The sequence below is a fragment of the Haloferax sp. Atlit-10N genome, from assembly GCF_003586325.1.
Classification (GTDB): domain Archaea; phylum Halobacteriota; class Halobacteria; order Halobacteriales; family Haloferacaceae; genus Haloferax; species Haloferax prahovense.
On sequence record NZ_PSYX01000002.1, the window covers coordinates 480,202 to 505,860 of the forward strand.

Annotated in this window: 18 protein-coding genes; 10 read left to right on the forward strand and 8 right to left on the reverse strand. The window is 66.5% G+C overall.

Annotated features, from left to right (window positions below):
• Positions 1–6: 6 nt before the first annotated feature.
• The 4 genes from C5B91_RS09400 to C5B91_RS09415 form a co-directional block, all read right to left on the reverse strand.
• Complete coding sequence (locus tag C5B91_RS09400) at positions 7–474, reverse strand: GNAT family N-acetyltransferase (protein ID WP_115819802.1); 468 nt, start codon at positions 472–474, stop codon at positions 7–9.
• A 268-nt stretch (positions 475–742) separates the two neighbouring features.
• Positions 743–1,978 carry a PGF-pre-PGF domain-containing protein gene (locus C5B91_RS09405; RefSeq protein WP_233514228.1) on the reverse strand — a complete coding sequence of 412 codons (1,236 nt, stop codon included), beginning with the start codon at positions 1,976–1,978 and terminating at the stop codon, positions 743–745.
• Between the two features lie 3 nt (positions 1,979–1,981).
• The gene (locus C5B91_RS09410; protein ID WP_233514227.1) at positions 1,982–3,103 is read right to left on the reverse strand and encodes a dockerin type I domain-containing protein; all 1,122 of its coding nucleotides are present in this window, start codon (positions 3,101–3,103) and stop codon (positions 1,982–1,984) included.
• An 87-nt stretch (positions 3,104–3,190) separates the two neighbouring features.
• On the reverse strand, positions 3,191–8,440 hold the full coding sequence (locus C5B91_RS09415; protein WP_233514225.1) for a CARDB domain-containing protein: 5,250 nt from the start codon (positions 8,438–8,440) through the stop codon (positions 3,191–3,193).
• A 537-nt stretch (positions 8,441–8,977) separates the two neighbouring features.
• Between C5B91_RS09415 and C5B91_RS09420 the strand changes: the two genes are divergently transcribed.
• Entirely contained in the window at positions 8,978–9,469 is a 492-nt protein-coding gene (locus C5B91_RS09420; protein WP_233514224.1) for a hypothetical protein, read from the forward strand.
• A gap of 106 nt (positions 9,470–9,575) precedes the next feature.
• Positions 9,576–10,601 carry a DUF1616 domain-containing protein gene (locus C5B91_RS09425; RefSeq protein ID WP_115819617.1) on the forward strand — a complete coding sequence of 342 codons (1,026 nt, stop codon included), beginning with the start codon at positions 9,576–9,578 and terminating at the stop codon, positions 10,599–10,601.
• Positions 10,602–10,610: 9 nt separating this feature from the next.
• Here C5B91_RS09425 and C5B91_RS09430 read toward each other — a convergent pair whose 3' ends face one another.
• Complete coding sequence (locus C5B91_RS09430) at positions 10,611–12,806, reverse strand: S8 family serine peptidase (RefSeq protein ID WP_115819616.1); 2,196 nt, start codon at positions 12,804–12,806, stop codon at positions 10,611–10,613.
• Between the two features lie 242 nt (positions 12,807–13,048).
• Between C5B91_RS09430 and C5B91_RS09435 the strand changes: the two genes are divergently transcribed.
• The 4 genes from C5B91_RS09435 to C5B91_RS09450 all read left to right on the forward strand — a co-directional run bounded on the left by C5B91_RS09435 (position 13,049) and on the right by C5B91_RS09450 (position 16,303).
• Positions 13,049–13,897 carry a hypothetical protein gene (locus C5B91_RS09435; RefSeq protein ID WP_008095932.1) on the forward strand — a complete coding sequence of 283 codons (849 nt, stop codon included), beginning with the start codon at positions 13,049–13,051 and terminating at the stop codon, positions 13,895–13,897.
• A 120-nt stretch (positions 13,898–14,017) separates the two neighbouring features.
• A complete protein-coding gene (locus C5B91_RS09440) occupies positions 14,018–14,293 on the forward strand; it encodes a hypothetical protein (RefSeq protein ID WP_008095929.1) in 276 nt (91 codons plus the stop codon).
• Positions 14,294–15,199 (forward strand): DUF4350 domain-containing protein, encoded by a 906-nt coding sequence (locus C5B91_RS09445; protein WP_115819615.1) that lies wholly within the window; start codon positions 14,294–14,296, stop codon positions 15,197–15,199. It abuts the gene before it with no gap.
• 114 nt (positions 15,200–15,313) lie between these two features.
• On the forward strand, positions 15,314–16,303 hold the full coding sequence (locus tag C5B91_RS09450) for a MoxR family ATPase (RefSeq protein ID WP_115819614.1): 990 nt from the start codon (positions 15,314–15,316) through the stop codon (positions 16,301–16,303).
• Between the two features lie 17 nt (positions 16,304–16,320).
• On the opposite strand, the gene C5B91_RS09455 is transcribed toward C5B91_RS09450, so the two are convergent.
• Genes C5B91_RS09455 through C5B91_RS09465 form a run of 3 tightly spaced genes read right to left on the reverse strand, consistent with a single transcriptional unit; the run spans position 16,321 to position 19,307 of the window.
• Positions 16,321–17,367 (reverse strand): hypothetical protein, encoded by a 1,047-nt coding sequence (locus C5B91_RS09455; protein WP_049967570.1) that lies wholly within the window; start codon positions 17,365–17,367, stop codon positions 16,321–16,323.
• Complete coding sequence (locus tag C5B91_RS09460) at positions 17,364–17,864, reverse strand: hypothetical protein (protein ID WP_049968572.1); 501 nt, start codon at positions 17,862–17,864, stop codon at positions 17,364–17,366. Before C5B91_RS09460 ends, C5B91_RS09455 begins: the two co-directional genes overlap by 4 nt.
• Positions 17,865–17,882: 18 nt before the next feature.
• Entirely contained in the window at positions 17,883–19,307 is a 1,425-nt protein-coding gene (locus C5B91_RS09465) for a DUF58 domain-containing protein (RefSeq protein ID WP_115819613.1), read from the reverse strand.
• 258 nt (positions 19,308–19,565) lie between these two features.
• Between C5B91_RS09465 and C5B91_RS09470 the strand changes: the two genes are divergently transcribed.
• From C5B91_RS09470 to C5B91_RS09485, 4 genes are all read left to right on the forward strand, one after another.
• Positions 19,566–21,749: a DUF4129 domain-containing protein gene (locus tag C5B91_RS09470; protein ID WP_115819612.1), complete on the forward strand. Its 2,184-nt coding sequence runs from the start codon at positions 19,566–19,568 to the stop codon at positions 21,747–21,749.
• A 63-nt stretch (positions 21,750–21,812) separates the two neighbouring features.
• The gene (locus tag C5B91_RS09475) at positions 21,813–22,820 is read left to right on the forward strand and encodes a DUF1616 domain-containing protein (RefSeq protein WP_008095908.1); all 1,008 of its coding nucleotides are present in this window, start codon (positions 21,813–21,815) and stop codon (positions 22,818–22,820) included.
• Positions 22,821–22,989: 169 nt separating this feature from the next.
• On the forward strand, positions 22,990–23,634 hold the full coding sequence (gene rdfA / locus C5B91_RS09480; RefSeq protein ID WP_008095906.1) for a rod-determining factor RdfA: 645 nt from the start codon (positions 22,990–22,992) through the stop codon (positions 23,632–23,634).
• A 34-nt stretch (positions 23,635–23,668) separates the two neighbouring features.
• Positions 23,669–25,627 carry an archaea-specific SMC-related protein gene (locus C5B91_RS09485; RefSeq protein WP_049967573.1) on the forward strand — a complete coding sequence of 653 codons (1,959 nt, stop codon included), beginning with the start codon at positions 23,669–23,671 and terminating at the stop codon, positions 25,625–25,627.
• The last annotated feature ends 32 nt before the right edge of the window (positions 25,628–25,659 follow it).

Genomic DNA, 25,659 nt, shown 5'->3' on the forward strand with positions numbered 1-25,659 from the left:
ACTGACTCACTCCAGCGGCTGTGCGAAGTCAACTTGCTTCGGTCGGAACCCTGTGTCACGGTAGAATCGGCGTGCATCCTCGTTTTGCCATTCACAAGAGACCTTGAGGTGGTCGCAACCCTGGTCACGAGCCATCTCTTTCACTCGTTCGACGATTTCTGTGCCGTAACCTTGACTTCGGTATTCTTCATCAACAGCAAGGTTCACGATTCGGAGGTACTGCGAGTACTGTCGGGATGGGTGGTGGCCCTCACGGAGCGTGACAAACCCGATGGTCTCGTCCTCGTGGACGATGAGGTAGTCGGTGATTTTCTCGTTGTCGAAATGAGCGCGGAAGCCATCGGCGGGGACTTGGTCGACATCTACGTACACGAGTTCGTTCAATTCGTCATGTACTTCCATCGCTTTCGCGAGTGAATACCAACGCTCGACGAGCGCATCGAGGTTCTCTGCGGTGGCTTCGACGAGTTCCATACTGTGACCCCTCATCGCTCGCTCTTTAGGCTTTGCCAGGTGTGTTGAACAATAGCACGCTTTGGGGTGGGTGAGGTTAAACCGAGTAGTGGGTTCTCTATTTGGTTTCCCGAGGATACTGCATGACCGACTTGCGCCCTGTATTCACCACGGACTCAACAAACTATCAGTAACGACGGATTTCAACAGCGCCGTGCATGGCTGTCCGTTTCGGGAGCGAGTCGTCCGCGCAGACCGAGCAAAAAAGAACCGAGAGTGTGACGCGACGTTAGTCGCGTCGCACCGCGATGAGTGCGATTGCGACGAGCGCAATCAGCGCGGCGGTGACGCCGAAGCCGGGGATGACCGAGTCAGTCGTCGTCGGCTCTCCGGTCGTCGTCTCGTCGTCGAAGCCGGGCGTTCCGTCGTCGGACGTGGTGGTGTCGTCACCATCGTCGTCGGCCGTGGTGGTGTCACCACCGTCGTCCGCCGTCGTCGTCACGGCCTGCGTCGACGTCACGGCGAAGTACGAGAAGCCGGGCGTATCGACTTCCAGCACGACCCGTCCGTCGCCCTCGCTCACGACGCGCGTGTCGAGGGTCTCCCACTCACCGCTTTCGTCGTTGTAGCGTTCGACTGCGAGGTCCTGTGCCGTAATTCCGAGTTCGTCAAGCCGGTCCTGTCTCACGCTCAGCGTTATCGTCGACGGCGAATCGCTGAGGGAGTTCGGGACGTCGATTTGGACGTAGCCGATCGCGGCGTTCGACGGTCGACCGACCGTTCCGGGGAGGCTCGTCCGCTCGCGGACGATGACCTCGCCGGTTCCTTGGCTGCCGAACGCCACGTCGACGTTCGTCACAGTGGCACCGTCCGGGAGCGACGCGCTGACCTGCGAACCGTAGAAGAGCCGGACGCTCTCGTAGGTTCCGCTGTTCGGAACGGATCCGCCGCCACCGCCGCCACCGCCGCTCGACGGTGCTTCGGTGGTCGGCGTCGACGGCGTCGGCGTCGATGGGGTCGGCGTACTGCCGTCGACGTTGTTCACATCGACGGTCGTCGTGTCGCCGCTGTGCGACAGGAGGTTTCCTCTCGTGTCCGTGATCGATTCGACGGTGACGTCGATGGACGCGGCGGTGTCGCTCCCGACGGACTGCGCGCTCACCGTCAGGTCCGCGAGCGAGACGTTTCCGGTCGAGCCGGCGGTCTCACCCGTGTACCCGACGACGGTGATCTTTCCGTTGCCGTGGTCGGTCGTCTCCACGTTGAACCGGGAGTTCCCGGCGACCGAGACGTCGACCAGGCTGTCGTCGTAGCTGATGTTCAGTTCGTACGACCCGATACCGTCCGCGTCCTCGACGTTGTACGCAGTTAGCGTCGCCGTCGAGTCCGCAGAGCGTTCGTCGAGCGAGCCGACGGCGTCGACCGAGACGGTCTTGGCCGTCGCGGCACCCGCACCACCGACGCCGACTGCACTGACGAGCATGGCGGCGCACATCGCTACTGCGAGTAGCTGTTTCGTGTTCATGAGTTATGCACCTCCGATGGTGTAGTCGGCATCGCGGTTGTTCTCGCTGTACTGCTGGACGAGCATCGCGTCGACCGCGTTCACCTGACCGTCGCCGTTGACGTCGCCGTAGGCGGCATCAGAGCCGCTCGAGGCGGCCTGTGCGATTGCGGACGCGTCGTCCGCGTCGACGTCGCCGTCGAGGTCTGCGTTCCCGAGTTCGTAGCCTTCGAACTCCACGGAGACCTGCGTCCCGACGCCGGTCTGGTTGAGTTGGACCCGCGTCTCGTCGTCGACCGTCGTCTGGCTGACGAGGTTCGCGTCGGTCGTCGCGACGCCGTTCCCGCGGAACGGTTTGTCGCTCGGCGGTGCGATGTCGTAGACGACCGTGCCGTCACTCTTCGAGATGGTCACGGACACCGTCGTGTTGACGGGCGTCTTCGCGTTCCCGTCCGACTCGGAGGTCGAGTCGCCGACGAGCGACGGCGCGTCGCCGACGTAGGCGACGGGTTGGATGCTGTCGTCGCCGTCGACGAAGGTGACAGACGCCGTCTCGGAGATACCGACGCCGACGGTGAACTCGGGCGCGTTCGTCAGGCTCGCGCCGACCGTGTGGTCGCCTTCGAGCACCGTCTCGCTGACCGAGTCGGCTTGGCTCTGTCCGTCGAGGACGACGGACGCGCCACTGACGGCGTTCCCGTCGTTGTCCACGACGCTCGCGTTGACCGTCCCGACGCCGCTCACGTCGAGCTGTTCGGTCGTCCGAACGTTGTTCGGCTCGTTGTACAGCGGGCGCGCGTCGGCGGTCAGCGACGTGGTCCCCGCCGATGAGACGGTCACGTTGAAGTGGTAGGTCCGGGATTCGCCGGCCGGCACCACTTCGCCCGTGATGACCAGGGAGTCGCCGGTCGAGATCGTACTCTGCTGGACGGCCGCGTCCCGCAGATCCGACGTGTCGTTCACGTACACCGCGTCTTCGGCTCCGTTCGGGAGGCCGACCGGACTGCTAATCGGGACCTCGACGAGCGGGTTGAGGAGCGCGGTGCTGTCGTTGTTCGTAACCGTTACTGCAATCGTCTGGTTGCCGTTCGTGCTGAGGTCGTCCGGCGCGTCGATTTCGACGCTGAACGGGTCCGCAGCAGACACAACGCCCGGACCGACACCGAACGATATCGATGCCACGACCAGGAGGGCAGCCAGTGTCGTTGAAAGTTTTCGTGTCATCGTTTCTCCTCAGTTGGTGTCCTCGTACTCTTGTTCGTTGACGAGCTGTTCGGACTCGGCACCGACAACGACTCGAGTCGAGTTCTCGATGGTGAGCGTGATAGTACCGGTCTCACGAAGCGTCTCGAGTTCGTCAGTCGTGAAGGACACCGTGGCCGTCGGCGTGTTGCCGTCGACGGTGACGTCCTTCGTGACGGTCGAGTTGATTTCGACCGTCACCGTCTGCGCACCAGCGTTCCGCTGGTCCGCCGTGGTGAGGGCGTCGATTGCGACGCCGGTCGCACGCGTGTTACCGAAGGAGCCACCCTGCTGGTAGATGCTGACGAGGTAGCCGACACCGTCGGAGACGGTATCGTTGCCTGCTGCCGTGTAGCCCTCTGCGGCGTTCAACGCGATGATCGCGTTGCCCGTCGCGCGGGCCTTCTCACCGACGTTGCTCCAGTACGGTGAGTTCGTGTAACCAGCCCAGGAACCGTCTTCCTGCTGGTTCGCCACGAGCCACTGGACACCGCTGTCGAGGGCCATCGACACGTTACCCGAACTCAGTTCGTTGTTGACCTGCGTCCGGAGGGTGTCGCTGTCGTTGACCGCTGCGAGCGCCTGCACCGCGTAGGCGGTTGCCTGCGCTTCTCTCGAACCGGCTTCCCAGCTTCCGTCGCCGTTCTGCTGTTCGATGAGGTAGACCGCTGCGTCGACGCTGAACTCGTTGGCGGCCGTCTGTGCGGTCGCGTTGAGGTCGTCGCCAGCGCGGTCGATTGCGACCGTCGTGTAGGCGGTCGCGGAGGTGTCGTCGCGGAGGAAGTACCCGCTCGGGCGGACACGTCCGTTGTTGCGCTGTTTGTCTGCCAGCCAGAGCACCGCACCGCTCTGGTTGATGTTTTGCAGACTCTTGTTCACGTCCGTGCGACTGCTCTGCACCGTGTCGTCGGAGACGGCGCTCACGCCCTGCAGGGCGTAGATGGTGTAGAACAGGTCACCGCGCGGGTTGTTGCCGTACATGCTCCACGCGCCGTTGTCGTGCTGGGAGATGTTGACGTACGCACCGGGCGTGTCCTCATCGGCGAGCTTGCTGATACCCGCGCTAATCGTGCTGTTCGCACGGTCGCGGTCGTAGTTGCTCGGGATGTCGCCGTCGCGGTAGTACTGGTCGGTCCGGAGCGCGGACATCATCTGGGTCGTCGTCTGTTCGACACACCAGTAGGGGTAGGAGAACAGGTATTCGAGACCCTGAAGCGTCCGTCCGTCCGTCCCGGACTGCACAGTCACGTTGAGGGTGTGCTCGTAGGTCGTCGCGTCCGAGATGTTGAGTGCGAGCGACTGCGTCTCGCCCGCGGACTCGAGCGTCGTCGCGTTCGTCGTCGTGTAGCGGACCTTCGGCACCGTGACGTTCGTCGTCGCGGACGCCGTGTCGCTCTGGCCGAACGCTTCGACGGTGACGTCTAGCTGCGCGTCGTCGATGTCGGCGGTCGTGTTGCCGCGGACCTTCCACGCAACCGAACCGCCCTTTGCCGACGACCGGACCTGTTTCTCAGCGCGCTGTCCGTCGACGAGTTCGAGCCCCGCGGGGAGCGAAACCGTCGCGTTGACGTCCGAGGGGTAGTTCGCGTCGAACTCGGCGAGGACGGTGACGGTCGAGTTGTTCACGACCGTCGAGGGCACCGAGACGTCCTCGTCATCGATGCTCAGCGTGTACGGCTTCACCGTGACGTTCTTCGTCGACTCGTTGTTGTCGAACGGGACGCCGTCGGAGACGCTCGCGGTCACGACCTTGTCGCCACCCGTCGCGAAGCTGTGGGTGACGCGCGTCGTGTTGGGCTGTTTGACGCCGAGGTTTCCGATGGTGATGTTCTCCGTCGTCCCGTCGTCGTAGTCGACGGTCACGTTGAACTCACCGGTCGGCGCGGTACCGTTGTTCTTCGTGAACACGACGAGCGTCGCGCTCTGGCTCTGGAGCACCGTGCTCTGTCCCTGGATACGGACCGCCGGGTCGGCGTAGACCACGCGCGTGGAGTTGACGACCTGGTTGTTCGTCTCGTCCGTCTCGGGAATCTCGTTCGCCGGATCGACCGTCGCGGTCACCCGCGCGTTACCCTGTGCGAGGGTTCCGAGGAGTTCCTCGCTGGCGAATTCGGTCAGGTCGTAGCTGAGCGTCGTCTCGTTGTTCGGCGCGTCGGTGCTGTCGGAGAGGTTGCCGGTGTACTTCGTGTACGTCTCCGTGGCACCGTTTGCGGCCTCGACGGTCAGGTTGACCGTCGCGTTCGAGACGTTGACGAGACCGTCGTTCGAGACGGTCACGGAGGCGTTCACGCCGTCGTTGAACCGCTGTTGCTGTTCGACGTCGAGTTCGGGCGAGAGGTCAGCACCCTCCGCGAGGCGGAAGGTGAGGTTCGCGCCGCTCGTGTCGACCGTGAGGTTCTGCCAGTACGTCCGGTTGACGAACCGGTCGTTCTCCGGCGGCGTGACACGGACTTCCATGTCGCCGCGGACCTCGATACCGGTCTTGTCGCCTTCACCGGCCGGGAGGAGCCCGTCGGCGTTGGACTTGTACGCGACACCCGAGCGGGTGCCGTCGTTGTTGTGGTGGACCGCAATCGTCGCGTTCTCCACGGGGTCACCGTCTTGGTCGACGACGGTGACGTTCAGCAGGCCGGCGTCGGGGAGCGTCGTGTTCCCGACGTTCAGAACCCGCTCGGTTCCGCGCGTCGTGTGGAGCGAGTAGATGTCGGGCGACCCGTCGCGCGGGTGGTCGCCGCTCCAGCCGCTCGCTTCGTCCTGCACGTACGCGATCGTCTGTGCGGTTCCGTTGACGACCGGCACGAGGAACCGACCATTCTCGTCGGTGAACGTCTGTCCGACGAACCACGACTCGTTGCCGGGGTTCGTGCGGCTCGTGTAGACGAGGTCGTCCACGGCGGCGCTCCCGTCGGGCAGCTTGACGTAGCCCTTCGCGAGCGGACCGCCGGTGACGCGTGCGCTGACCTCGTTGTTCGTCTCGCTCGCCTCGGCGATTTCGTCAGCCGGGTCGGCGATGACGCGAACGGAGTAGTTCCGCGCGTCCACGCGTGCGAGCGTCGTGTTGATATCGACCGACTCGCCCGCGGCGAGGTCGACCGACCGACTGGTGAGTTCTTCCCAGGACCCACCGTTGTCGGCTTTCGCCTCCACGATTACGTCGACGCCCGTCGCCTCGACGTTACCGCGGTTCTTCACCGTCGCGTTGACCGGCACGACGCCTTTCGTGACGTTCGTCTCGACCGACAGCGTCGGCGTGATGTCCGGTGCCTTCACGGTGACCGTCTCGGGCGAGAGGTCGCCGATGCGGACCGTGTGCTCACCGAGTTCGAGACCGGAGACGGTGAACGAGACCGTCTTCGATTCGCCCCCGTCGAGCGTCACAGCCTTCGTCTGCGTGATTTCGTCGTCGACCGAGAGCGTGGCGGTGAACGTGTCCGACACGTCGCCGGTGTTCGTGACCGTCGCGCTCACGTTGACCGCGTCCTCGAGTCCGATTTCGGTCTCGTTGACCTGCTGGTTCGAGTACTCGAGGTTCGCCGGTTTGTCGACCGTCACGGTCTGGGCGGGAAGCCCGTCGACCGCGATCTGGTACGTGCCGGGTCCGAGTTCCTTCTCGAAGGTGACCGTCGTGGACGCGTCGGGCGCGAGCGTCCCGTTCATCCACTCGACGGTCTGGCCGTCGATGACGAGCGACGCGTTGTACTCGCCGGTGCCGGTCCCGTTGTTACGGATGTCGGCGCTGACGACGGTCGTATCCCCGGGCGAGACTTGGCTCGGAACCGTGAGGTTCGAGTAGACGATGTCCGGGACGCCGCTGACCTCGATGGCCGTCGGCGGCGCTTCGTTGACCGTCACATCGTACGTGCCCGGCGTGTCGAAGCTCAGTTCGAACTGCTCGACGACGGTCTCGCCTTCGTCGACGAACACCGTCTTCGACTCGACGGTCTGGCCGTCACGCTTGAGGTCGACCGTGAAGTTCCCACCGAAGTAGTCGGTGTTCTCGATGGTCGCGTTGACCGTCACCGTCTCGTCCGTCGTCACCGACGTCGACGAGACGTTGTAGTCGGTGAGTTGGATTTCCGGCGTGATGACGTACAGGTCGACGCTCGACGAGATGTACGCGGTTCCGTCCGACGGCTCTTTCGTGACCGTCGCGGTTCCGGACTCGACGGGCGTGAACGTCACCTGACCGTTCGAATCGGTCGTGAACGTCTTGCCGTTGTAGGTCACGTTCGCACCAGCGACGCGGTCGCCGGTGTCCGCTCGGGTGACGTTGAGCGTGACGCTGTCTCCCTGCTGGATTTCGACCGCGCTCGGCTCGATGTTGAGCTGGACGCCGTCGACGAGCTGGACGGTCGCCTTGTTGCTCAGCGTCGCCGTGCCGTTCTGTGCGGTCGCGAAGTGAACGACAGAGTAGTTACCCGGCGTGAAGTTCTCGGTCGTGCGAAGCGTGACCGTCTCCTTCGGTCCGCCGACGGTTCCGTTGATACTCGTGTAGATGACCGTGTCGTCGGTCTGGGTCACGCTGTCTTCACCGGCGAGCCGCGAGAGCAGCGAGACGATGTTCGTGTTCCCGTTGTAGCGGCTCGCGGGAAGCGTGCTCCCGGCGAAGTTCGTTCCGGGCTTCACGTCGGTCGCTCCCTCGATTCGGTCGATGGACGACTGAATCTCCTCGACTTCGCTCCCGTTGAGCTGAATCGTCTGCTGCTGGTCGCCGAGGACCGACTCGTTCAGGAGAATCGTCGTGTGCGAAACGTCGTCCGTGCCCAGGTTCGACGCGTCGACGTCGACGTTCACGTCGTTGCCGACCGCGGCGACTTCCGGCGGCGTCACCGTCGACCGGCCGTCCTGCACGAGGAAGTGGTCGAAGCCGACGACCGTCACGTTCCCTTCGGCGGTGAGGTTACCGGCCGAGGAGCCCTGCACCAGACCCGGGTCGGTGCTGTTTTCGACGAGAACCGTCGCGAAGATGTACTGTCCGGACTTGTCGGGGGTGAATTTGAAGTTCTGCTCTCCGCTCTCCCCCGTGAACTCGCGAACGATTTCGGCGTTCGTGTCTTCGCTCGTCGTGAGCAGGTTGCCGATATCGCTGATGCCACCCGGTTGCTTCGCGCCCTCCTTCAGGCGGACAGCGACCAACTGGACTTTCTCCCCGTCGACCACGCTGCTCTTTCCGGCTTTGCCCGGATTGAAGGTCGCGGTGATCTCCGTCTTGTTGAAGACGTAGATTCGATTTTTGTCCAAACTGGTTTCCAGGTCGCTCGTCCCGACGAAGATATTCGTGTTCCGTATCTCGTGGCTGATGTACGGGACGTCGTCGAGTGTGACAAATTCACTCGACGCTGCTGGATTATTTGGCCGGAGTGTCAGCAGCGAATACTGCCACACGGAGACGTTTTCTCCGGCGTCTATCTTCAACTCGTCACTCACCGCGGGTGTCGTTGCTCCGTCGATCGGAACGGAACCCCCTCCGCTGAGTGAGGCCGATGCATCTTCTGAGGCGAGGGTGCTCGCGCTAACGGGCCCTACCACCATGGATAGAACCACAACCCCCGTCAGAACTAAACTCAAGAGTTTAGTCCTGTTGCTGGTCGTAGGCCTCATGGTATGTTCATCTGATAGGAGCGATAAAATACTTCTGTATCACCCATGGATTTATTCAGAATCATAGTCCTGAATAATACCGTCCGGCTGTATTGACACTCATTCAAACCGACAACAGTCAGACCGTTTCGGAGCCGTGGTCAGATTAAAGAAGGCGGGTAGTCTTGTGAGTAGCATATGCGAAGGCGCCGGTTCCTTACTGCGTTCTCTGCGATGGTCGTCGGAACTGCCGGCTGTGCGCAGGAGTCCGACACGGAGGCGTCGACCCAGTCAACCACGACGACGGCGCTCCCGACGAAAACGCCCTCACCGTACGCCGAGCAGGCGGACGAGTTTCGGGCGTTCCTCCAACAAGAGGAGATCTCCATCGTCGAACTCCTCCCGCAACCGCCGGCGAACACGGTGGAACTCACGTACGTCTCGAACGAAGCGCAGTACGAGGAAGTCGGCGGGGAAATCGGCACGATCGCCGGCGGCTTCTTCAATCGCGTCGCAAACGGCTGGGAGGCCGAACGCCTGAACGCAATCGTCATGGACAGCCCCGAGTCTCGCTTCGGAACGTGGCACGCGAAGTCGTCGTGGTTCGCCGACTACCAAGACGGTGAGCTCTCTGCGAACGAACTCTCGCTCAAAGTGCTGGACACACTCTCGCGCGCGGAAGACGCGTAAGTAACTGATTCGGTGGGTTCGTCTCGCGTCTGGACCGCCGAGGCCCCGGGCACGACAGTCGGTGAGACCGACCGCTTTTAGTGAGTCCTTGTCGCACCCATAGCCGATGCCCTCCGATACGGACTGGCTGTCGTTCGTCCCACGCTCGGTTCGCACTACTCCCGCGGACCTGCTCGCGGTCGTGGTGGTAGTCGTCCTCACCTGCGGTGCGGTCACCGTTCCCAGCGTTCGCGACACCCCGCTCCGAATCGTGCTCGGCCTCCCGTGCGTGCTTTTCGTCCCCGGCTACGCAGTTATCGCCGCGTTGTTTCCCGAGGCTGGGCCGTCAGTTGCCGCGGACGGAGACGCCGACGCGGCCGACCGGACGGGAATCGACGGTATCGAGCGGGTCGCGCTCTCGTTCGGGACGAGCATCGCCGTCGTCTCGCTTCTCGGGCTTCTCCTCAACTTCACGCCGTGGGGGCTTCGACTCGTTCCAATCGTCGTGTCCATCGGGGCGTTGACGGTCGTTGCCGCAGTCGTCGGGTCGCGTCGGCGGGCCGCCCTCCCCGAGGGCGAACGTTTCGGCGTCACGGTCCGGTCCAGTCTCCCGGATGGCCCGAACCCCTTCTCGTCCGGGTCGCGGACCGACGCGGCGTTCGCCGTCGTGTTGGTGCTCTGCCTCGCGGTCGCCGTCGGGGTCGGCGGATACATGGTCGCCGCCCCCGGGTCCGGGGAGTCGTTCTCCGAGGTGTACGTGCTGACGGAGAACCAGTCCGGGCAACTCGCCGCGGAGGACTACCCGACTGAGTTCACCGCGGGGGAGCCGACGCCGCTTACCGTCGTCGTCGGTAATCACGAGGGGACGCAAACCGACTACGTCGTCGTCTCACAGCTCCAGCGCGTTCGGGTCGCCAACAACACCACGACGGTCCGCGACCGCGAGGAACTCACGCGGTATCGACCGTCGGTCGACGCCGATTCGACGTGGCGGACCGAGCACGCGGTCACGCCGACGATGACCGGCGACCGGCTCCGACTCACCTACCTCCTGTACGAGGGAACGGCACCCGCGGAGCCGACGGCCGAAAACGCCGCCCAAGAGGTCCACCTCTGGGTGAACGTCACCGACTCGAATTCCGAATCGTCCTGACCGGCCCCACTAGTTTTCTCGGACGGCCGCGAACAGCGCCTGCACGTCCACGACGTTGACGCGGCCGTTCCCGGAGAAATCGAACGCCTCCTGACTGTCTTCGACCGCCCCAGCGTTGCGGTGGGCGAACAGCGTCTGCACGTCGGCGAGCGTTACGTTGCCGTCTCCGTTGACGTCCTCGTAGCGGCCGTCACCGTCGGGGTCGGTCGGTGGCGCTGTTTCGGTCGTCACGGAGGGTGGCAGCTCGGCCGTTTCGTTGACCGCGCTCCACGTGTCGAGCATCCCCGCGCCGACGGTCGGCGCTGTCTGCGGGAGCGGTCGCGCCGTCGACCGGAGCACCCGGGTCACGTCGGAGCGAGTCGCGTTCGGGTTCGCGTCGAGAAGAAGCGCGACCGTGCCGCTCACGTGCGGGGCCGCCATCGACGTCCCGTCGCGCGTGACGTACGGTTCGGCCTCGTCGGTCTGTGACGTCGAGTACGCGGACGTGACGTTCTCACCGGGGGCGATGAGGTCGATGCCGGGTCGCCGGTCAGCCCCGAACCCGACCGGGCCGCGGCTCGAAAACGAGGTCACGTCGGACGCTGTCTGCCGTGACGCACCGACGGTAATCGCCCCCGCCGAAGCGCCGGGGCTCGCCACGGAGCGGTTCCCGAGCAACCCGGCGTTGCCGGCCGAGATGACCGCGACTGTGTCCGTCGTCGTCACGAGCGAGTCGACGTACCGAGAGAACTGGTCGCTCCCGTTCGACGGGTAGTACGCCGTCGTTCGGTACCGATACGACACCGACTCGGGGTGGTCGTTCTCGACGTCGAGCGACCAGTTCCCGGGGGTTTCGATTGCGGTCCCGTTCCGGGGTGTGAATCTCTGGTACGCGATTTGTGCCGGCACGCGCCCGTCAGCGAACCACCACCCCGCATCGACGCCTCTGAGCGGGGTTTCGCCCGCGGGGTCTCGAAGCGTCACCGAGAGGTTCCGCATGACCTCGGCGCGCCGCTCGTCGCTCTGTATCTGCTCGCCGCCGACCCGCGTCGGTTCGACGAGCACGTAGACGTACGCCGGTTTGAACCCGTCGTACTTCGCGTTGGTCTGGTACACGCCGGAGCCGTTCGCGTAGAGTTCGATGTCCGCGGTTCCGGTCTCGTTCGGCCGGACTCCCCGTTCTCCGCGGTACTCGAGCGGGAACGGACTAGCACCGAGACTCGCGGAGACGACGTCCGCGTGGTTCTCGGCGCTCCACTCCATCGCCGCCATCACGTCCGACATACTGCCCTGTCCGTTCTCGTCGAGAGCGCGCGCGCCGAACAGCCGTGCGCCGGGTGCGACACCGACCGATCTGTTCGCGTCTGTCCTCCCGGCGACCGTCCCCGCGACGTGCGTACCGTGGCCCCACGGGTCGAACGGCTGCGACGAGTCGCCGACGAAGTCCTGCCACCGAACGACCTGCCCGCGGAGCGCCGGGTGGCTGTCGTCGATGCCGCTGTCGATGACGCTGACGTTCGCGCCCGTACCGGTGATTCCGCGCTCCTGTACCGCGTCGGCGCCGATGGATTTGACGCTCCACGACTCCGTTCCGCTCGTCGCGCGCTGAACGCTGTCGGGTCGGACCGTCTCACCGTACGCGGACAGCGAGTCCAGATACGCGGAGACGCTCGGCGACACCGATCCGGTCGCGTAAATCGGCCTGTCGTAGTGAATCGCGGACACGTTCGGCATCCCGCCGAGCGTCCGCACGACAGCGGGCGTCGCCTCGACGGCGAGTGCGTTTCGAGTCCAGAAGGGTTTCACGTCCGCAACGGTCCCGTTCGCCCGCCGAGCGTCGAGGAATTCGCGCACGTCGGACTGCGTCCGGTTGGTCGTCGCTCTGATTTGTGCGCGCGTCGTCGTGTCGTTGCGACCGCCCCCGTCGCGCGACTGGTCGTCGAAGACGAGGATTACCGGGACGAGTTCGTCCGACTCCGCGCGCGATAGTCGATACGCCGCGACGCCCGAGAAAACGTCGCTCCCGGTCGTTCCGTTGTCGGATGCAGTCGTGTTATTCGCGGAGTCGGAGACGGTCGCCGCGGCCGTACTGCGTTCGGGTCCCACTGAGTCGACGTCAGTTGTGGGGAGCGCCGCTTTCGAGACCGGCGCGAGCGTCGCGCTCAGGAGGAGACAGAACACGATGCCGACGACGACGGCCCGTGTCCCTCGTTGCGTTCGAATCATCTCTTCGAGAGTCGTCTGGGTGGGAACACGGCTGTGACGGCGAGCATCTTACTCGATAGGTAGTGTCCATCCCGGCTACAAGCCTAAAACATCCATCGGTCGTGCCGACTCGTCGACCGAATAGTGTAACAGGCATACTCACATTACACTCCGTGCCGACGGCTGCACCCCGGCGTCCCGCTCGCCGCCGGTCCCGGAACAGAAAAGTAGTCCGACTCTCAACACGCCGGTACCGAATTCGAATGTCGACTCGACAGGCTCTCGTCGTTCCGCTCGGACTGCTTGTGCTCGTCGGTTCCAGCCTCGCCGTCGCCCCCGTGGGGGTGGCGGCAGCGCAGGACGACGTTTCGGTCGTCGTGACGCCGGCGTCCCAAGAGACGGACGTCGGGTCGACGACGACCTACGACCTCGTGGTCCGCGGCCTCGACGGCGGCGGGGTTGGCGCGGTCGACCTGACCGTCCGCGTCAACGGTTCGATTGCGTCCGTCGCTAACGCGTCGTTCGTTCCCGACCCCGGCCTGAACGAGGTCACGTACGACGACGGGCGTTCGCGAGTTCGGCTCTACGGCGCGCTCATCGACACGTCGCAGTCCGGGTCCGTCACTATCGCGACCGTCACCGTCGAAGGCAGCGCGAACGGGACGTCCCCAATCGGCGTGAACGTGACCGACGTCGGGAGCGAAGCGGGTGTCAGCTACCGAATCGACGCCGTCGAGAACGGGAGTCTCGCCGTCGGCGAGGTGAGTTCGAACGCCACGACGACCGCGGAAGCAGATACGGTCGATGATAGTTCGTCGTCCCAAGACGGCGGTGGCGGTTCCGATGCTGACTCGGACGCTACAGGTGGCGAGTTGACCGTCTCGGCGATGGGTAGTTCCGGGACGGACGCGAACAACACGAGTTCGCCCGCGACGTCGTCGTCATCGACGGCGAGCGCAACGACGGACGGACAGGACGAGACCACACGAGCCACCACCGAGCGCTCGACGGAATCGACTGAGACGGCCGTTCCCGGCCCATCGATACTCCTCACCGCCTGCTCGCTCCTCGCCGCAGTGCTGTGCTTCTGGGTGAGAACCCGCTCCGATTGAATGGGAACCGCGGTGTCGTTCGCCACGCGCGTCACCGACGAGTCGCACCTCACACCGCCCCCGTCCTGACCGGACCCCACAAGCGATAGTTTAGTTATCCCGCCCCGTCCACGACCGTACATGGCAACGGCACGACGCGAGCGATTCATCCGCGCCCAGCTCGCCTGGATGCTCGGCGCGACCCTCGTCTTGGTCCTCCTCGACTCGCTTTCGTACGAGCTGGTCTTCGTCGTGTCTCTCATCGGTTTCCTCGTCGTCGTCGAACTCACCGCGCCGGTCGCGGTGACGCCCGCGTGGCGGCGGCGGCTCCTGTGGCTCATCGGCGGCGGCCTCGTCGTCTTCGGCTACATCGTGGTCAGACGCATCCTCGACATCCTCCCACCGGGGGTGTTCTGAGTGCGCGTCGGCTCACGCGAGGTCGGCTCCCCGCACCTCTTGGCCGCGGCGCTCCTCGTCACGATGCTCCTCGGCGTCGGCGTCGGCGCGAGCACCTCGTCGTCCACCTACGGCGCGTTCAACGCCGCGTGGGACGGCGGCTCCGGAATCCGTGGGGTCGCATCGGACGCGGGTGCCGAGACCGAAGTCGTCTACAACACCACCGAGTACGGCGAGGTCGACCCCGCGGGAACCGTCGCGTTCGTCATCTCGCCGGAGCGGGGCTACACCGACGCCGAGGCCGACCGCATCGAGGCGTTCGTCCGGGCCGGCGGGACCGTCGTCGTCGCCGACGACTTCAGACCCCACGGCAACGACCTGCTCGGCCGACTGGGCGCGTCGGCGCGCATCAATCAGACGCCGCTCCGCGACGACCGCCACCAGTACAAATCCGGGGCGCTCCCGGTGGCAACGCGCGTCGCCGCGGACCCGCTGACCCGCGACGTGACACAACTCACGCTGAACCACCCGTCGACGGTGACCGAAAACGAAAGCACCGTCCTCGTCCGCTCGTCGAACTTCTCGTATCTCGACCGCGACGACGACGGCGAACTCGACGAGAGCGAGACGCTCCAATCGCACCCCGTCGTGACCACAGAGCGCCTCGGCGCGGGCGACGTGGTCGTCGTGAGCGACCCGAGCGTCTTCATCAACGCGATGCTCGAACGGCCGGACAACCGGGCGTTCGCCGAGGCGCTCGTCGCCGACCGGCCGACCGTCGTGTTGGACTTCTCGCACGCCGAGGAGCGCCCGCCGCTGCAGGTCGCGCTCCGGGCGCTCCGGGGCTCCGGCGGACTCCAACTCCTGTTCGGCGGGGTCGTCGTCGGCGCGGTCGCGCTCGTCGCCCGCAGCGGCCGGCGCTCGTAGTCTGTCGTCGCGGCCGCGGCCGTCCGGCTCCGTCGACCCGCTCGTCTGGCCCGCTCGCTCGCCGGGGCACCGAGACCGCAGTTATATGTGGTCGCCGTTCTGAGTGTCTCGTATATGAGTGCTCCCGAAGAGGTCTACGAGGCCATCCTAGACGAGACGTCACAACTCCTCGTCGGGAACGAAGACGCGATAGAGGCGCTCACCATCGCGTTGCTGACGAACGGGCACGTCCTCCTCGAAGGGGTTCCTGGCGTGGCCAAGACGACCATCGCCAACCTGTTCGCCCACGCCGCGAACCTCGACTACCAGCGGATTCAGATGACGCCCGACGTGCTGCCGGCGGACATCACGGGCACCCACATCTACCGCGAGAACCTCGGCGAGTTCGAACTCCAGCGGGGGCCGGTCTTCTCGAACGTCGTCCTCGCCGACGAGATCAACCGGGCGACGCCGAAGACGCAGTCCGCCCTCCTCGAAGCGATGGAAGAGGGACAGGTGACCATCGAGGGCGAGACGCTCAAACTCCCCTATCCGTTCATGGTCGTCGCCACGCAGAACCCTATCGAGTACGAGGGGACGTTCAACCTCCCGGAGGCCCAGCGCGACCGCTTCCAGTTCAAGGTCGTCGTCGAAATCCCGGAGCGGGCCGACGAGCGGGAGATTCTCGAACGCTTCGACCGCTCGCCGTCGCTCAAGCCCTCGGACATCTCGAACGTCATCGACGACGCCGACATCGGGGAGGCCCGACAGGTCGTCACGGGCGTGCACGTCGACGACAAAGTGTTCGACTATATCCTCGACCTCGTCGGCGCGACGCGGACGCACGCCGCGGTCGACTTCGGCGCGTCGCCCCGCGCCTCGCTTGCGTTCCTCCGGGCCGGCAAGGCCGCCGCGGCGATTCGCGGCCGCGACTACGTGATTCCGGACGACGTGAAGCGACTCGCGCCAATCATCATGTCGCACCGCCTCGTCCTCGGGACCGAGGCGGACATCAGCGGGCGCGACCCGCGAGAGGTCGTCGAGGAGGTCATCGACACCGTTCCGACGCCCGAAGTCGACCTCAACGAGTCGGCGACGCCCTCCGTCGCCGGCGACGACGACTGAGCGCGACCCGCCGACGGCTATCGCCGCTCGTCGGCTTCCGCCTCTGCTTCTGCGTCTTCGGCTTCCGTTTCACCGGTCACAGATTCTTCGGCCTCACTCTCGGCCTCCGACGCCGCGCTCGCGGGCGACTCAATTTCGTCGTCTTCGACGTCCCACCGGCAGGTGACGGCGAAGTCCATCTCCTCGCCGGCGGCGACCTCGGCGACGACCGGCGCGTCGAGACCGCGGGCGACGGCGACGGCGACGAACGACGCGACGGGCGTGTCGAACGTCTCGGCCGACCCGAACCGGCAGTCCTCGACGCGGACCGTCAGGCGACCGTCTGCAGCGTCCGTCTCGGCGGTCGCGGTCTCGGCGAGTTCGAACAGTTCCACGAGGGCGTCGGTCGCCTGTCGGGCGAGCGTCTCGGGGTCGTCGCCGAGCGGGCCGTCGAGGCTCCGCTCGAACTCGTCGAACAGGCCGCCGCCGCTGGGGTTGAACGCGACGCCGCGCGCCAGTTCGTCGTCGCTGACGACGAAGGTGTCGCGGAGCGCCTCGGCGTCGGGAAGCGCGTAGCCGCGATGCTCCGGGACGAACAGCCGAACGGCGTCGCGGCCGGCGTCGGGGACGTAGACCATCGTGTCCTGCAGGCCGAGTTCGTCGACGACGGCGGCGTGGTTGCTCGCGTGCGCGCCGAACACCGACGAGCCGACGCCGACGGGGATGAACCGCTCGGGGCTGAGATACCGCGTCACCGCGGCGGCGAACAGCCCGATAGCCCCGAGGACGACGAGCGTCTCTCGGACGGGCGGAAAGACCGCACCGCCGAGGAGGCCGGCGACGCCCAGGGCGGCCAGCGCGGTCGCGGTCTGTCGGTACCGACCCCTTCGAAGCGCCTCGTAGCGCTGTCTGAGCCGGGCGTTCTCGCGGCGGAGGTCGGCGACTTCGACGCGGTCGGGGGTCGCCTCGTCGGTGTCGCCCCGACCGGCGTCGCCGTCGCCTCGAGCCGCGGCCGAAACGACGGTGCGAGTCTCGCCGTTCGCCAACTCGCGGTCGGGTCGGTCCGAGGGGCTATCCGCGCTCATCGCTCCGCCCCCGCGTCCGGCGCGCTCACGAGGCCGAGGGCGACGCGCTCGTAGCGGTGAAGCCCGTAGGCGACCGCCGCCGCGAGGACGGCGGCGACCAGCGCGGCCTGCCACGCCCACCGGAACGACGTCCAGAGCGCCCACGCCACCCCGAGCGCGAGGACGTACCCCGCCGCCAGTCGAACGAGTCGCGACCGGTCCGGCGGCCACGCGCACGCCGCGCTCGCGAGGAGTGGGAACGCCGCGAGCTGCGCGCCACCGAGCGCGACGAGGCTCGTGTCTCCGAAGAACGAGACGGCGGTCAGTTGGGCGACGACGAACGCGAGCGGTCCCGTCGTCGCCGCCGCGACGGCGAGGACGAGGACGCCGGCGGCGACGCCCCACAGTCCGCTCGTCAGCCCCGCCACGAGCGTGATACAGAGGACGCCGACCACGTCCATCGGGGTGAGTTCGTTCGCGTCCAACACGGTTCGAATCGTCCGTTCGCTCTGGTTCACAGGTGTCTCCATCGGTGTTCACTCCGCTGTGGTGGCGTGGTCCGCAGCCAGGTTCATCGCGCTCTTCGGGGCGACTTCGTAGGCGGTGACGTTCGGGAGCCGTTCGAGGCGCTTTCGGAACTCCTCGAAGGCGACGACCCCGGCGGTGTCGCCCGCGCCCCCGGCGGCGTCGTCGAAGAACGTCGTCGGCGTGAGGAAGACGCTCGTCTGGCTGCTCCGCTTGGACGCGACGACGACCGCCTCGTAGGTCTCGACTCTCGCCGAGTCGTCGGTGATGAGCACGAGGTGGTCCTGCCGGTCGGACCGCGAGCACGCGGACTTCACCGCGTCGAAAACCGGTCGGTCGCTGACCCGCGAGACGTAGCTCTCGCCGTCGCTGAGGTACGGGCGGAGCGTCGACGCGAACGCCGAGTCGGCACCTTCGAGGAGGCGACTCCGCTTTCGGGCCTCTTCGGGGGCGACCGGCCGAGACGTGCCGACCGGACGACGCGAGCGCGCGGTCGGCTCTATCGAGAGCAGCCGCCGCCGAATCGTCTGGTAGGCGTTCGAGGACGACGAGGGGCCGAACTCCCAGGTCGTCCCGGCGTCGCCGACGAACTGCGCCGAGACGGGGTCGCCGTGGGAGTCGGCGGCGTCGATGAGGCCGAGCGCGACCTCGCGCGCGTACGAAAGCATCGTTCGCCCGTTCGGGCCGCGGTTCATGTTCGAACCGCAGTCGACCACGAGCGACAGCAGGTAGTCGGACTCGGACTCGAACTCGCGGATGTACGGGTGGTCCATGCGCGCGGTGGTCTTCCAGTCGATCTGCGACAGCGTGTCGCCGGGGAGGTACTGTCGCGTCTCGTGGGGGACGAGCCCCGGTCCGGTCTGGTCGCTGGAGTGGTCGCCGAAGGACGCGCCGACCAGTTCGCCGCCGCGGCCGACGTGGATGCCGTCGGGGGCCGGCGATTCGACCAGACAGCGGGCGTCGGCGTCGAGCGTCAGCGTCTCGGTGAAGAAGCCGGCACGGTCCTCGATCTCGACTTCGACCTCGTCGAACGCGATTCGCCCGGCGACGGGGAACTCGATACTGCACGTGACCGACCCGGCGGTCTCGCCGGGGTCGAACGCGACCGTCCGGCGCGTGCGCTCTGGCGCGTTCACGCTCGGCGGCGCGACGAGTTCGACCTCGACGGGCGCGTCGACGGCCTCGGACAGCGACGCCGTCAGCGTCACCGCGGCGCGGTCGTCGACGTACACGGACGTCGGCTCGACCGAGACGCTCGCCGAGAGGTCGCGGTCGACCGCGCGCATCGTCCCGACGGCGTCGACCTGCGCGACGACGAGCCACGCGGCGAGGCCGCAGGCTGCGAAAAGCGGCGTCGGCTCGTCGAGGACGACCGCGTAGACGGCGAAGAAGCAGGCGACGCCTGCGAGCGCGGCCCACCGACGGGTCGGAAGCATCGTGGGTTCGATTCGTGCCGCCCAAGTTGAATGTTGTGTTGGCGCGCGCGACGGTCGGCCGCGCGGGTCCCGTCGAAACCCGGTGCGCTCGGCGCGCCAACCGGGGCGTTAAACCCGCCGTTAACTCGGTGCAGTCTGCGAATCCCGGCGTCCTGCTCCCGCCGGGAGTCAGCCGAATGCCAAAACCCATTAGGTCCCCCCGTCTGGCTACGGGTAGTGCGTGGTGAATCGGGCCGCCCGGCGCGGTTGCTTTGGACGATGTTGGTCGTCGGCTGTCTCGTCGCGACAGCGCCGGTAGCGGCGGTCTCTGCGGGAGCGGTCGCCGACGCGCCCGACGCGCCCGCCCCGAACGCGGACGCGCCGGCGTCTCTCGGGGGTGCCGACCGAGTATCGGCGCTTGGGCCGGCTCCGGGTCCGCTGCAACAGACCGCGAACGCGACGAACAACAGCACTGGCGTCCTCCACGAGAACCCCGACGAGGTCGACGACGAGAACGAACTCGACCGATTGCTGTCGTACCTCTCGGGCGAACTCAACGGCGACATCGGGGCGAGCACCCTGCAGCTCAGCCAGGGCGAGTACGCCGCCGCCAAAGCGGCCCTCGGCGACGACTACGACGACTCGCTCGGCAAGTACGTCGACGTCGAGGGCGAGGTCGGCGGCGACGGCGCGGGCGAGGAGTACCGGACCGTCAGCGAGACCCAGCGGGAGTACGTCGACACAGTCAGCGAGTTCCGCGAGACGCGCCGCGAGTACGAGGCGGCGAGGCGGGCCGGCAACGACGAACGCGCCCGCGAACTCGCCCGCGAACTGACGCGGCTCGCCGAGGACGGCGAGACCCAGTCAGACCGGCTGTTGGCGGCGTTCGACACGATTTCGAACCGGACCGACGGCGATTTAGCCGAGAGCAGCGCCCAAATCGCGGACGTACAGGCGAACGTCTCGGAACAGCGCGACGAAATCGTCTCCCGGGAGTTCGTCGCCACCCGCCTCGCCGTCGACGACTACGACCGGAACATCTCCTTTACCGACCCGCTCGTGCTCTCCGGGTCGCTCGTCACCGACAACGGCACGCCGGTCGAGACGACGAGCGCCCGCTTCGCGGTCGGCGGGCAGACCGTCCAGTCGGCGGTCGACCCCGACGGCTCGTTCGAACTGACCTACCGGCCGGCGCGGATTCCGGCCAGCACTTCGTCGCTCACGGTCCGGTACCTGCCGGACGACACGTCGATGTATCAGGCGACAGAGCGGGTCGTTCCCGTCGCCGTCTCGCAGGTGAACGCGACCGCGGGCCTGTCGGAGCCGTCCGCGTCGGCCTACGGCTACGCCGACGCCGTCTCGGTTCGCGCGACGGTCCGGGTGAACGGGACACCGGTGTCGAACTACCCGGTCGCCGCGAGCTTCGCCGGGTCGTCGGCGACCGCGCCGGCGACGAACGCGAGCGGCGCGTCGGCCGTCTCGGCGACCGTCCCCGCGACCGCGACGGGCACGGCATCGATTCGTGTCGCGCCCGACGGCGACGGGAGGGCGGTCACGTTCGCCCCGGCGACGGCCGCGGTCCCGCTCGAAACCGAGGGAACGGCGCTCAGCGTGACCGCCCGCGAGACCGCCGACCGGACCGTCGTCGTCGACGGCCGACTCGAAACCGACGAGGGCGAGGCCGTGAGCGGCCAGTCGGTCGCGGTCAGCGTCGACGGGCGCGAGGTCGCCGCGGCGACGACCGGCGCGTCGGGCGCGTACCGGGCCGCGGTCGACCTCCCGAGCGATGCGAGCGTCGAGAACGCGACCGTCTCGGTCGCCTTCGACGGCGAGGGGACGAACCTCGAACCGTCCGACGCGACGGCGAGTATTCGCCTCTCGAACGGCGCGACCAGTGCCGGAAACGGCGCTTCCGACGGACTCCCGTTCGACCCGCTCGACCTCGCGTGGGTCGTCGCCGGGACTGCGGTCGTCGGCCTCGTCGCCGCCGTGCTCCTTCGTCGGAACGACGCCGACGACGCCGCGGCGGCGACCGTCGCCGAGTCGGCCGCGACGGAGAGCGCCGAACCGACCGAGCCGGAGCAGGCGGCGACCGAGGCTTCGGCGCTGAATTCGGCGACCGAAGCGCTCGACGCGGGCCGACCCAACGACGCGGTCGTCGTGGCCTACGCGGGCGTCCGCCGGTCGCTCGGGGCCGCCGCCGGCATCGACGACGCCGCGACCCACTGGGAGTTCTGCGACCGCTGTGTCGACGCCGGCGTCGGGCCCGCGGAGGCGCTCGAATCGCTCACCGCGGGCTACGAGCGCGCGGCGTACAGCGGGCTCTCGGTGAGCGACGCGGACGCCGCCGAGCTGGTCGAGACGGCCCGCTCTGTCGTCGCCCCGGACGAGACCGGCGTGCCCGAGTCGTCCGATTCGGGCGACGGTGTGGACGCGTCGGAGCCGGTCGGCCCGGTCGAGTAGTGCGGCCGCGACCCCCGACGGCTGACAAATGATTTTTGTGCTCGTGTTTCCCACTTCGGGTAGATGTCGCAGCGCCAAGACTGGCGGTTGTTCCTCCCCGAGCCCCTCCGCACCCTCCCGGCCGACCTCGCGGTCGTCGTCGCGGGGGTCGCGCTCACGCTCGTCGCGACGCTCACGCCCGGGTTGGAGGGAACACCGCTGCGAGTCGTCGTCGGCCTGCCGTTCGTGCTTTTCATCCCCGGCTACGCCCTCATTGCGGCGCTGTTTCCCGAGCGCGGCCCGCCGATAGACGCCCCCGAGGACCACGACAGGATGGGCGGTATCGACGGTATCGAGCGGGTCGCGCTCTCGTTCGGGACGAGCATCGCGGTCGTTCCCCTGCTCGGGCTCGTCCTCAACTTCACGCCCTGGGGGATTCGCCTCGTGCCCATCCTCGTCGCCGTGAGCGGCTTCACGCTCGTCGCGACGACGTTCGCGGCGGTCCGCCGGTCCGCGCTTCCCGAAGAAGAACGGCTGGTGGTCCCGTACAAGCGCTGGTTCGCCGCCGCGCGCGACGAGCTATTCAATCCGGCGTCGCAGACCGACGCGATGCTGAACGTCGTCCTCGTCGTGAGCGTGGTCCTCGCGACCGCCAGCGTCGGCTACGCGGTGGCGGTGCCGAAAGACGGCGAGTCGTTCACCGAACTGTATCTTCTGACCGAAGACGGAAACGACGAACTCACCGCCGACAACTACCCGGAAGAACTCGTCCGGGGCGAGCCGGCGTCGCTCGTCCTCGGCGTCGGCAACCAGGAACACCGGACGGTGAACTACACCGTCGTCGCGGTGCTCCAGCGCGTCGAGGTGTCGAACAACTCGACGACCGTGTTGGAGTCAGAGCGGGTCCGGACGTTCACGCCCCGGCTCGAACACAACGAGACGTGGCACGAGCCACACGAGGTTCGCCCGACGATGACGGGCGAGCGCCTACGGCTGACGTACCTCCTCTACGAGGGCGCGCCGCCGGCGTCACCGACGGTGGACAACGCCTACCGCGAGGTCCACCTCTGGGTGACAGTTCGCGAGGCGTGACGTCGGGTGACGCATTATGATTCGTCGATATCTCTCAGTCGTCGCCCGAATCCTGTGAGAAAATCGGCGTATATCGTGTAATTCGTTCGTGTTCTAGTTTTATCACCTCTGATAATTCATAAGTAACGTTTAGGGTACTCCGCGCTAAGGTCCGAGTAACGAGGTCACAATGCCAGATTCTGGAAGTACGGTTTCCCGCCGCGGTGGCCGAGGTCCGAAGATAGAGCGTATCGCGGACCGATACGGTCTCGATGGCCTCGGTGACGACCTCGTCGACGCGTGGCTCGGCGAGGGTCGCGAGCGGCGGAGCCTCCGTGAACTCGAAGGCGACGTGAACAAGCGACTCATCCGGGCCGCGCTGGACCAAGCCGGCGCGCACGTCCTCGACGGGGAGGCGGAGAACTTCTACCGACTCCTGACCAGCGACGACGTGACCGCGGGGAGCCGCACCGACGCGCGGAACACGCTCCGCGAGCGCGGCGTCGACATCGACCAGTTGGAGTCGGACATCATCTCCTACCAGTCGGTGTATAACTACCTCAAGCGACACCGAAACGTCGAACGCGAAGACGACGAAGACGGGCAGAGCGCGACCGAGTCGGGAGTCGCGACGATTCGGAAGCTCCGGTCCCGACTTCGGACGGTGACTATCGATGTTATCGACCGTTTAGTGAAGGCCGAAGCGGTCTTCATCGGCACGTACGAGGTCGAAGTAGACATCCGCGTCACCTGCACAGACTGTGACACTCGAATGACCCCGACGACGCTCCTCAACTCCGGGCACTGCGACTGCGGACACGAGAGAGACGAGTAGCGGCTCGGGCTCGCCAACACACCACATCCGAAACATGAACGATTCAGAGGCACTTCAGACGGCGACTGTCCGTATACGAAACATCGGTGGTATCGACGAACGAACCGTCGGGCTCGAACCCGGCGTCACCGTTCTGACCGGGCGCAACGCGACGAACCGAACGTCATTCCTGCGCGCGCTTATGGGCGCGTTCGGGAGCGACGCGGCCAGTCTCAAGGGCGACGCCGACGAGGGGTCGGTCGAACTCGAACTCGACGGCCGGACCTACACCCGCGTCTTCTCCCGCGAAAACGGCGGTGTCACGACCGACGGTACGCCGTACCTCCGGGATACGACGACCGCGGACCGCTTTGCGTTCCTCCTCGGCTCGAACGAGGCGCGACGGGCGGTCGTCGCGGAGCGCGACCTTCACGACGTCATCATGGCCCCGGTCGACACCGACGCCATCGAGGCCGAAATCGAGCGCCTACAGACCCGACGAACGCAGGTCGAACAACAGCTCGACTCGCTCGACTCGCTCGAAGACGACCGCCGGTCGCTCGAAGCGAAGCGCGACGACCTCGAAGCCGAAATCGAGGACCTCGAAGCGAAGCGCGACGACCTCGAAGCCGAAATCGAGGCCGAAGACCGGACGGTCGAGGCGCAACGCGAGAACCAAGCCGCCTTAGACGAGGTGCTTTCCGACCTGCAGTCGGCGCGGTCGGACCTCGAAACGGTCCGCTTCCGCCTCCAGAGCGAGCGCGAGAGCGTCGAGTCGCTCCGCGAGGAGCGCTCCGAACTCCAGTCGGAACTCGATTCGTTCGAGGCCGACGAGGTCGACCGCGGCGAGGTGAACGAGCGTATCGAGTCGATTCGGTCGCGCATCGAGTCGCTCAACTCGACGATTTCGGAGCTTCAAACCATCGTCCAGTACACGGAAGACGTGCTCGAAGGCAAGGCCGACCTCGTCGAGGACTCGCTGGGCGCGGTCGGCGGCGGCTCGGTGACGGACCAACTCGTCTCCTCGGAGACGATCACGTGCTGGACCTGCGGCACCGAGGTCGACCGCGACCAGATTCGGGGGACGACCGACCGCCTCCGCGAGGTCAGAGACGAACAGCGCGAAGAACGCGCCGAACTCCGCCGCGAACTCGACGAACTCGAACGCTCGATGCGGGCGGCGGAACAGGCCCAGCGCGACCGCCGGAAGCTCCGGGATAAGCTCCAGCGCCTCGAAGACGAACTCGACCGCCGGACCGGACAAATCGACTCGCTGACCGACCAGCGCGAGGAGCTCGCCGAACGGGTCGAAGCGCTCGAAGCCGACGCGTCGGACCTCCGCGGGCAGGCCGAAGGCGACCTCATCGAACTCCACAAGGAGCTCAACGAGGTCGAGTTCACGCTCGACCGGACGCGCGACGACCTCGCGTCGGTCCACGACGACCTCGACGCGCTCGACGACCGGTTCGACGAGCGCGAAGAACTCGAACGCGAACGCGAACAGGTAACGGAGGAACTCGAGGATGCGCGAACCCGAATTCGGTCGCTGACGACGGCGGCGGTCGAGGCGTTCAACGAGGAGATGGAGACGGTTCTCGACCTCCTCGGTTACGACAACATCGAGCGCGTCTGGCTGGAGCAGGTCGAACGCCGGGTCCGCGAGGGTCGCCGCAAGGTCGAAAAGACCCAGTTCGAACTCCATATCGTCCGCGAATCCGACTCCGGGACGGTGTACGAGGACTCCATCGACCACCTCAGCGAGAGCGAGCGCGAGGTCGTCGGTCTCGTGTTCGCCCTCGCGGGCTATCTCGTCCACGAGGTGTACGAGGAGGTTCCGTTCATGCTGCTCGACTCTGTCGAGGCCATCGACGCCGAGCGCATCGCCGCGCTGGTCGACCACTTCGAGCAGTATCCGACGTTCCTCGTCGCGGCCCTCCTCCCCGAGGACGCGCAGGCCCTCGACGAGTCGTACCGGCGCGTCACGTGGGGAACCGACGTGGCACCCGCGGCCTGACCAGACCAGTCCGCGCGATGTCGGGACGAGGG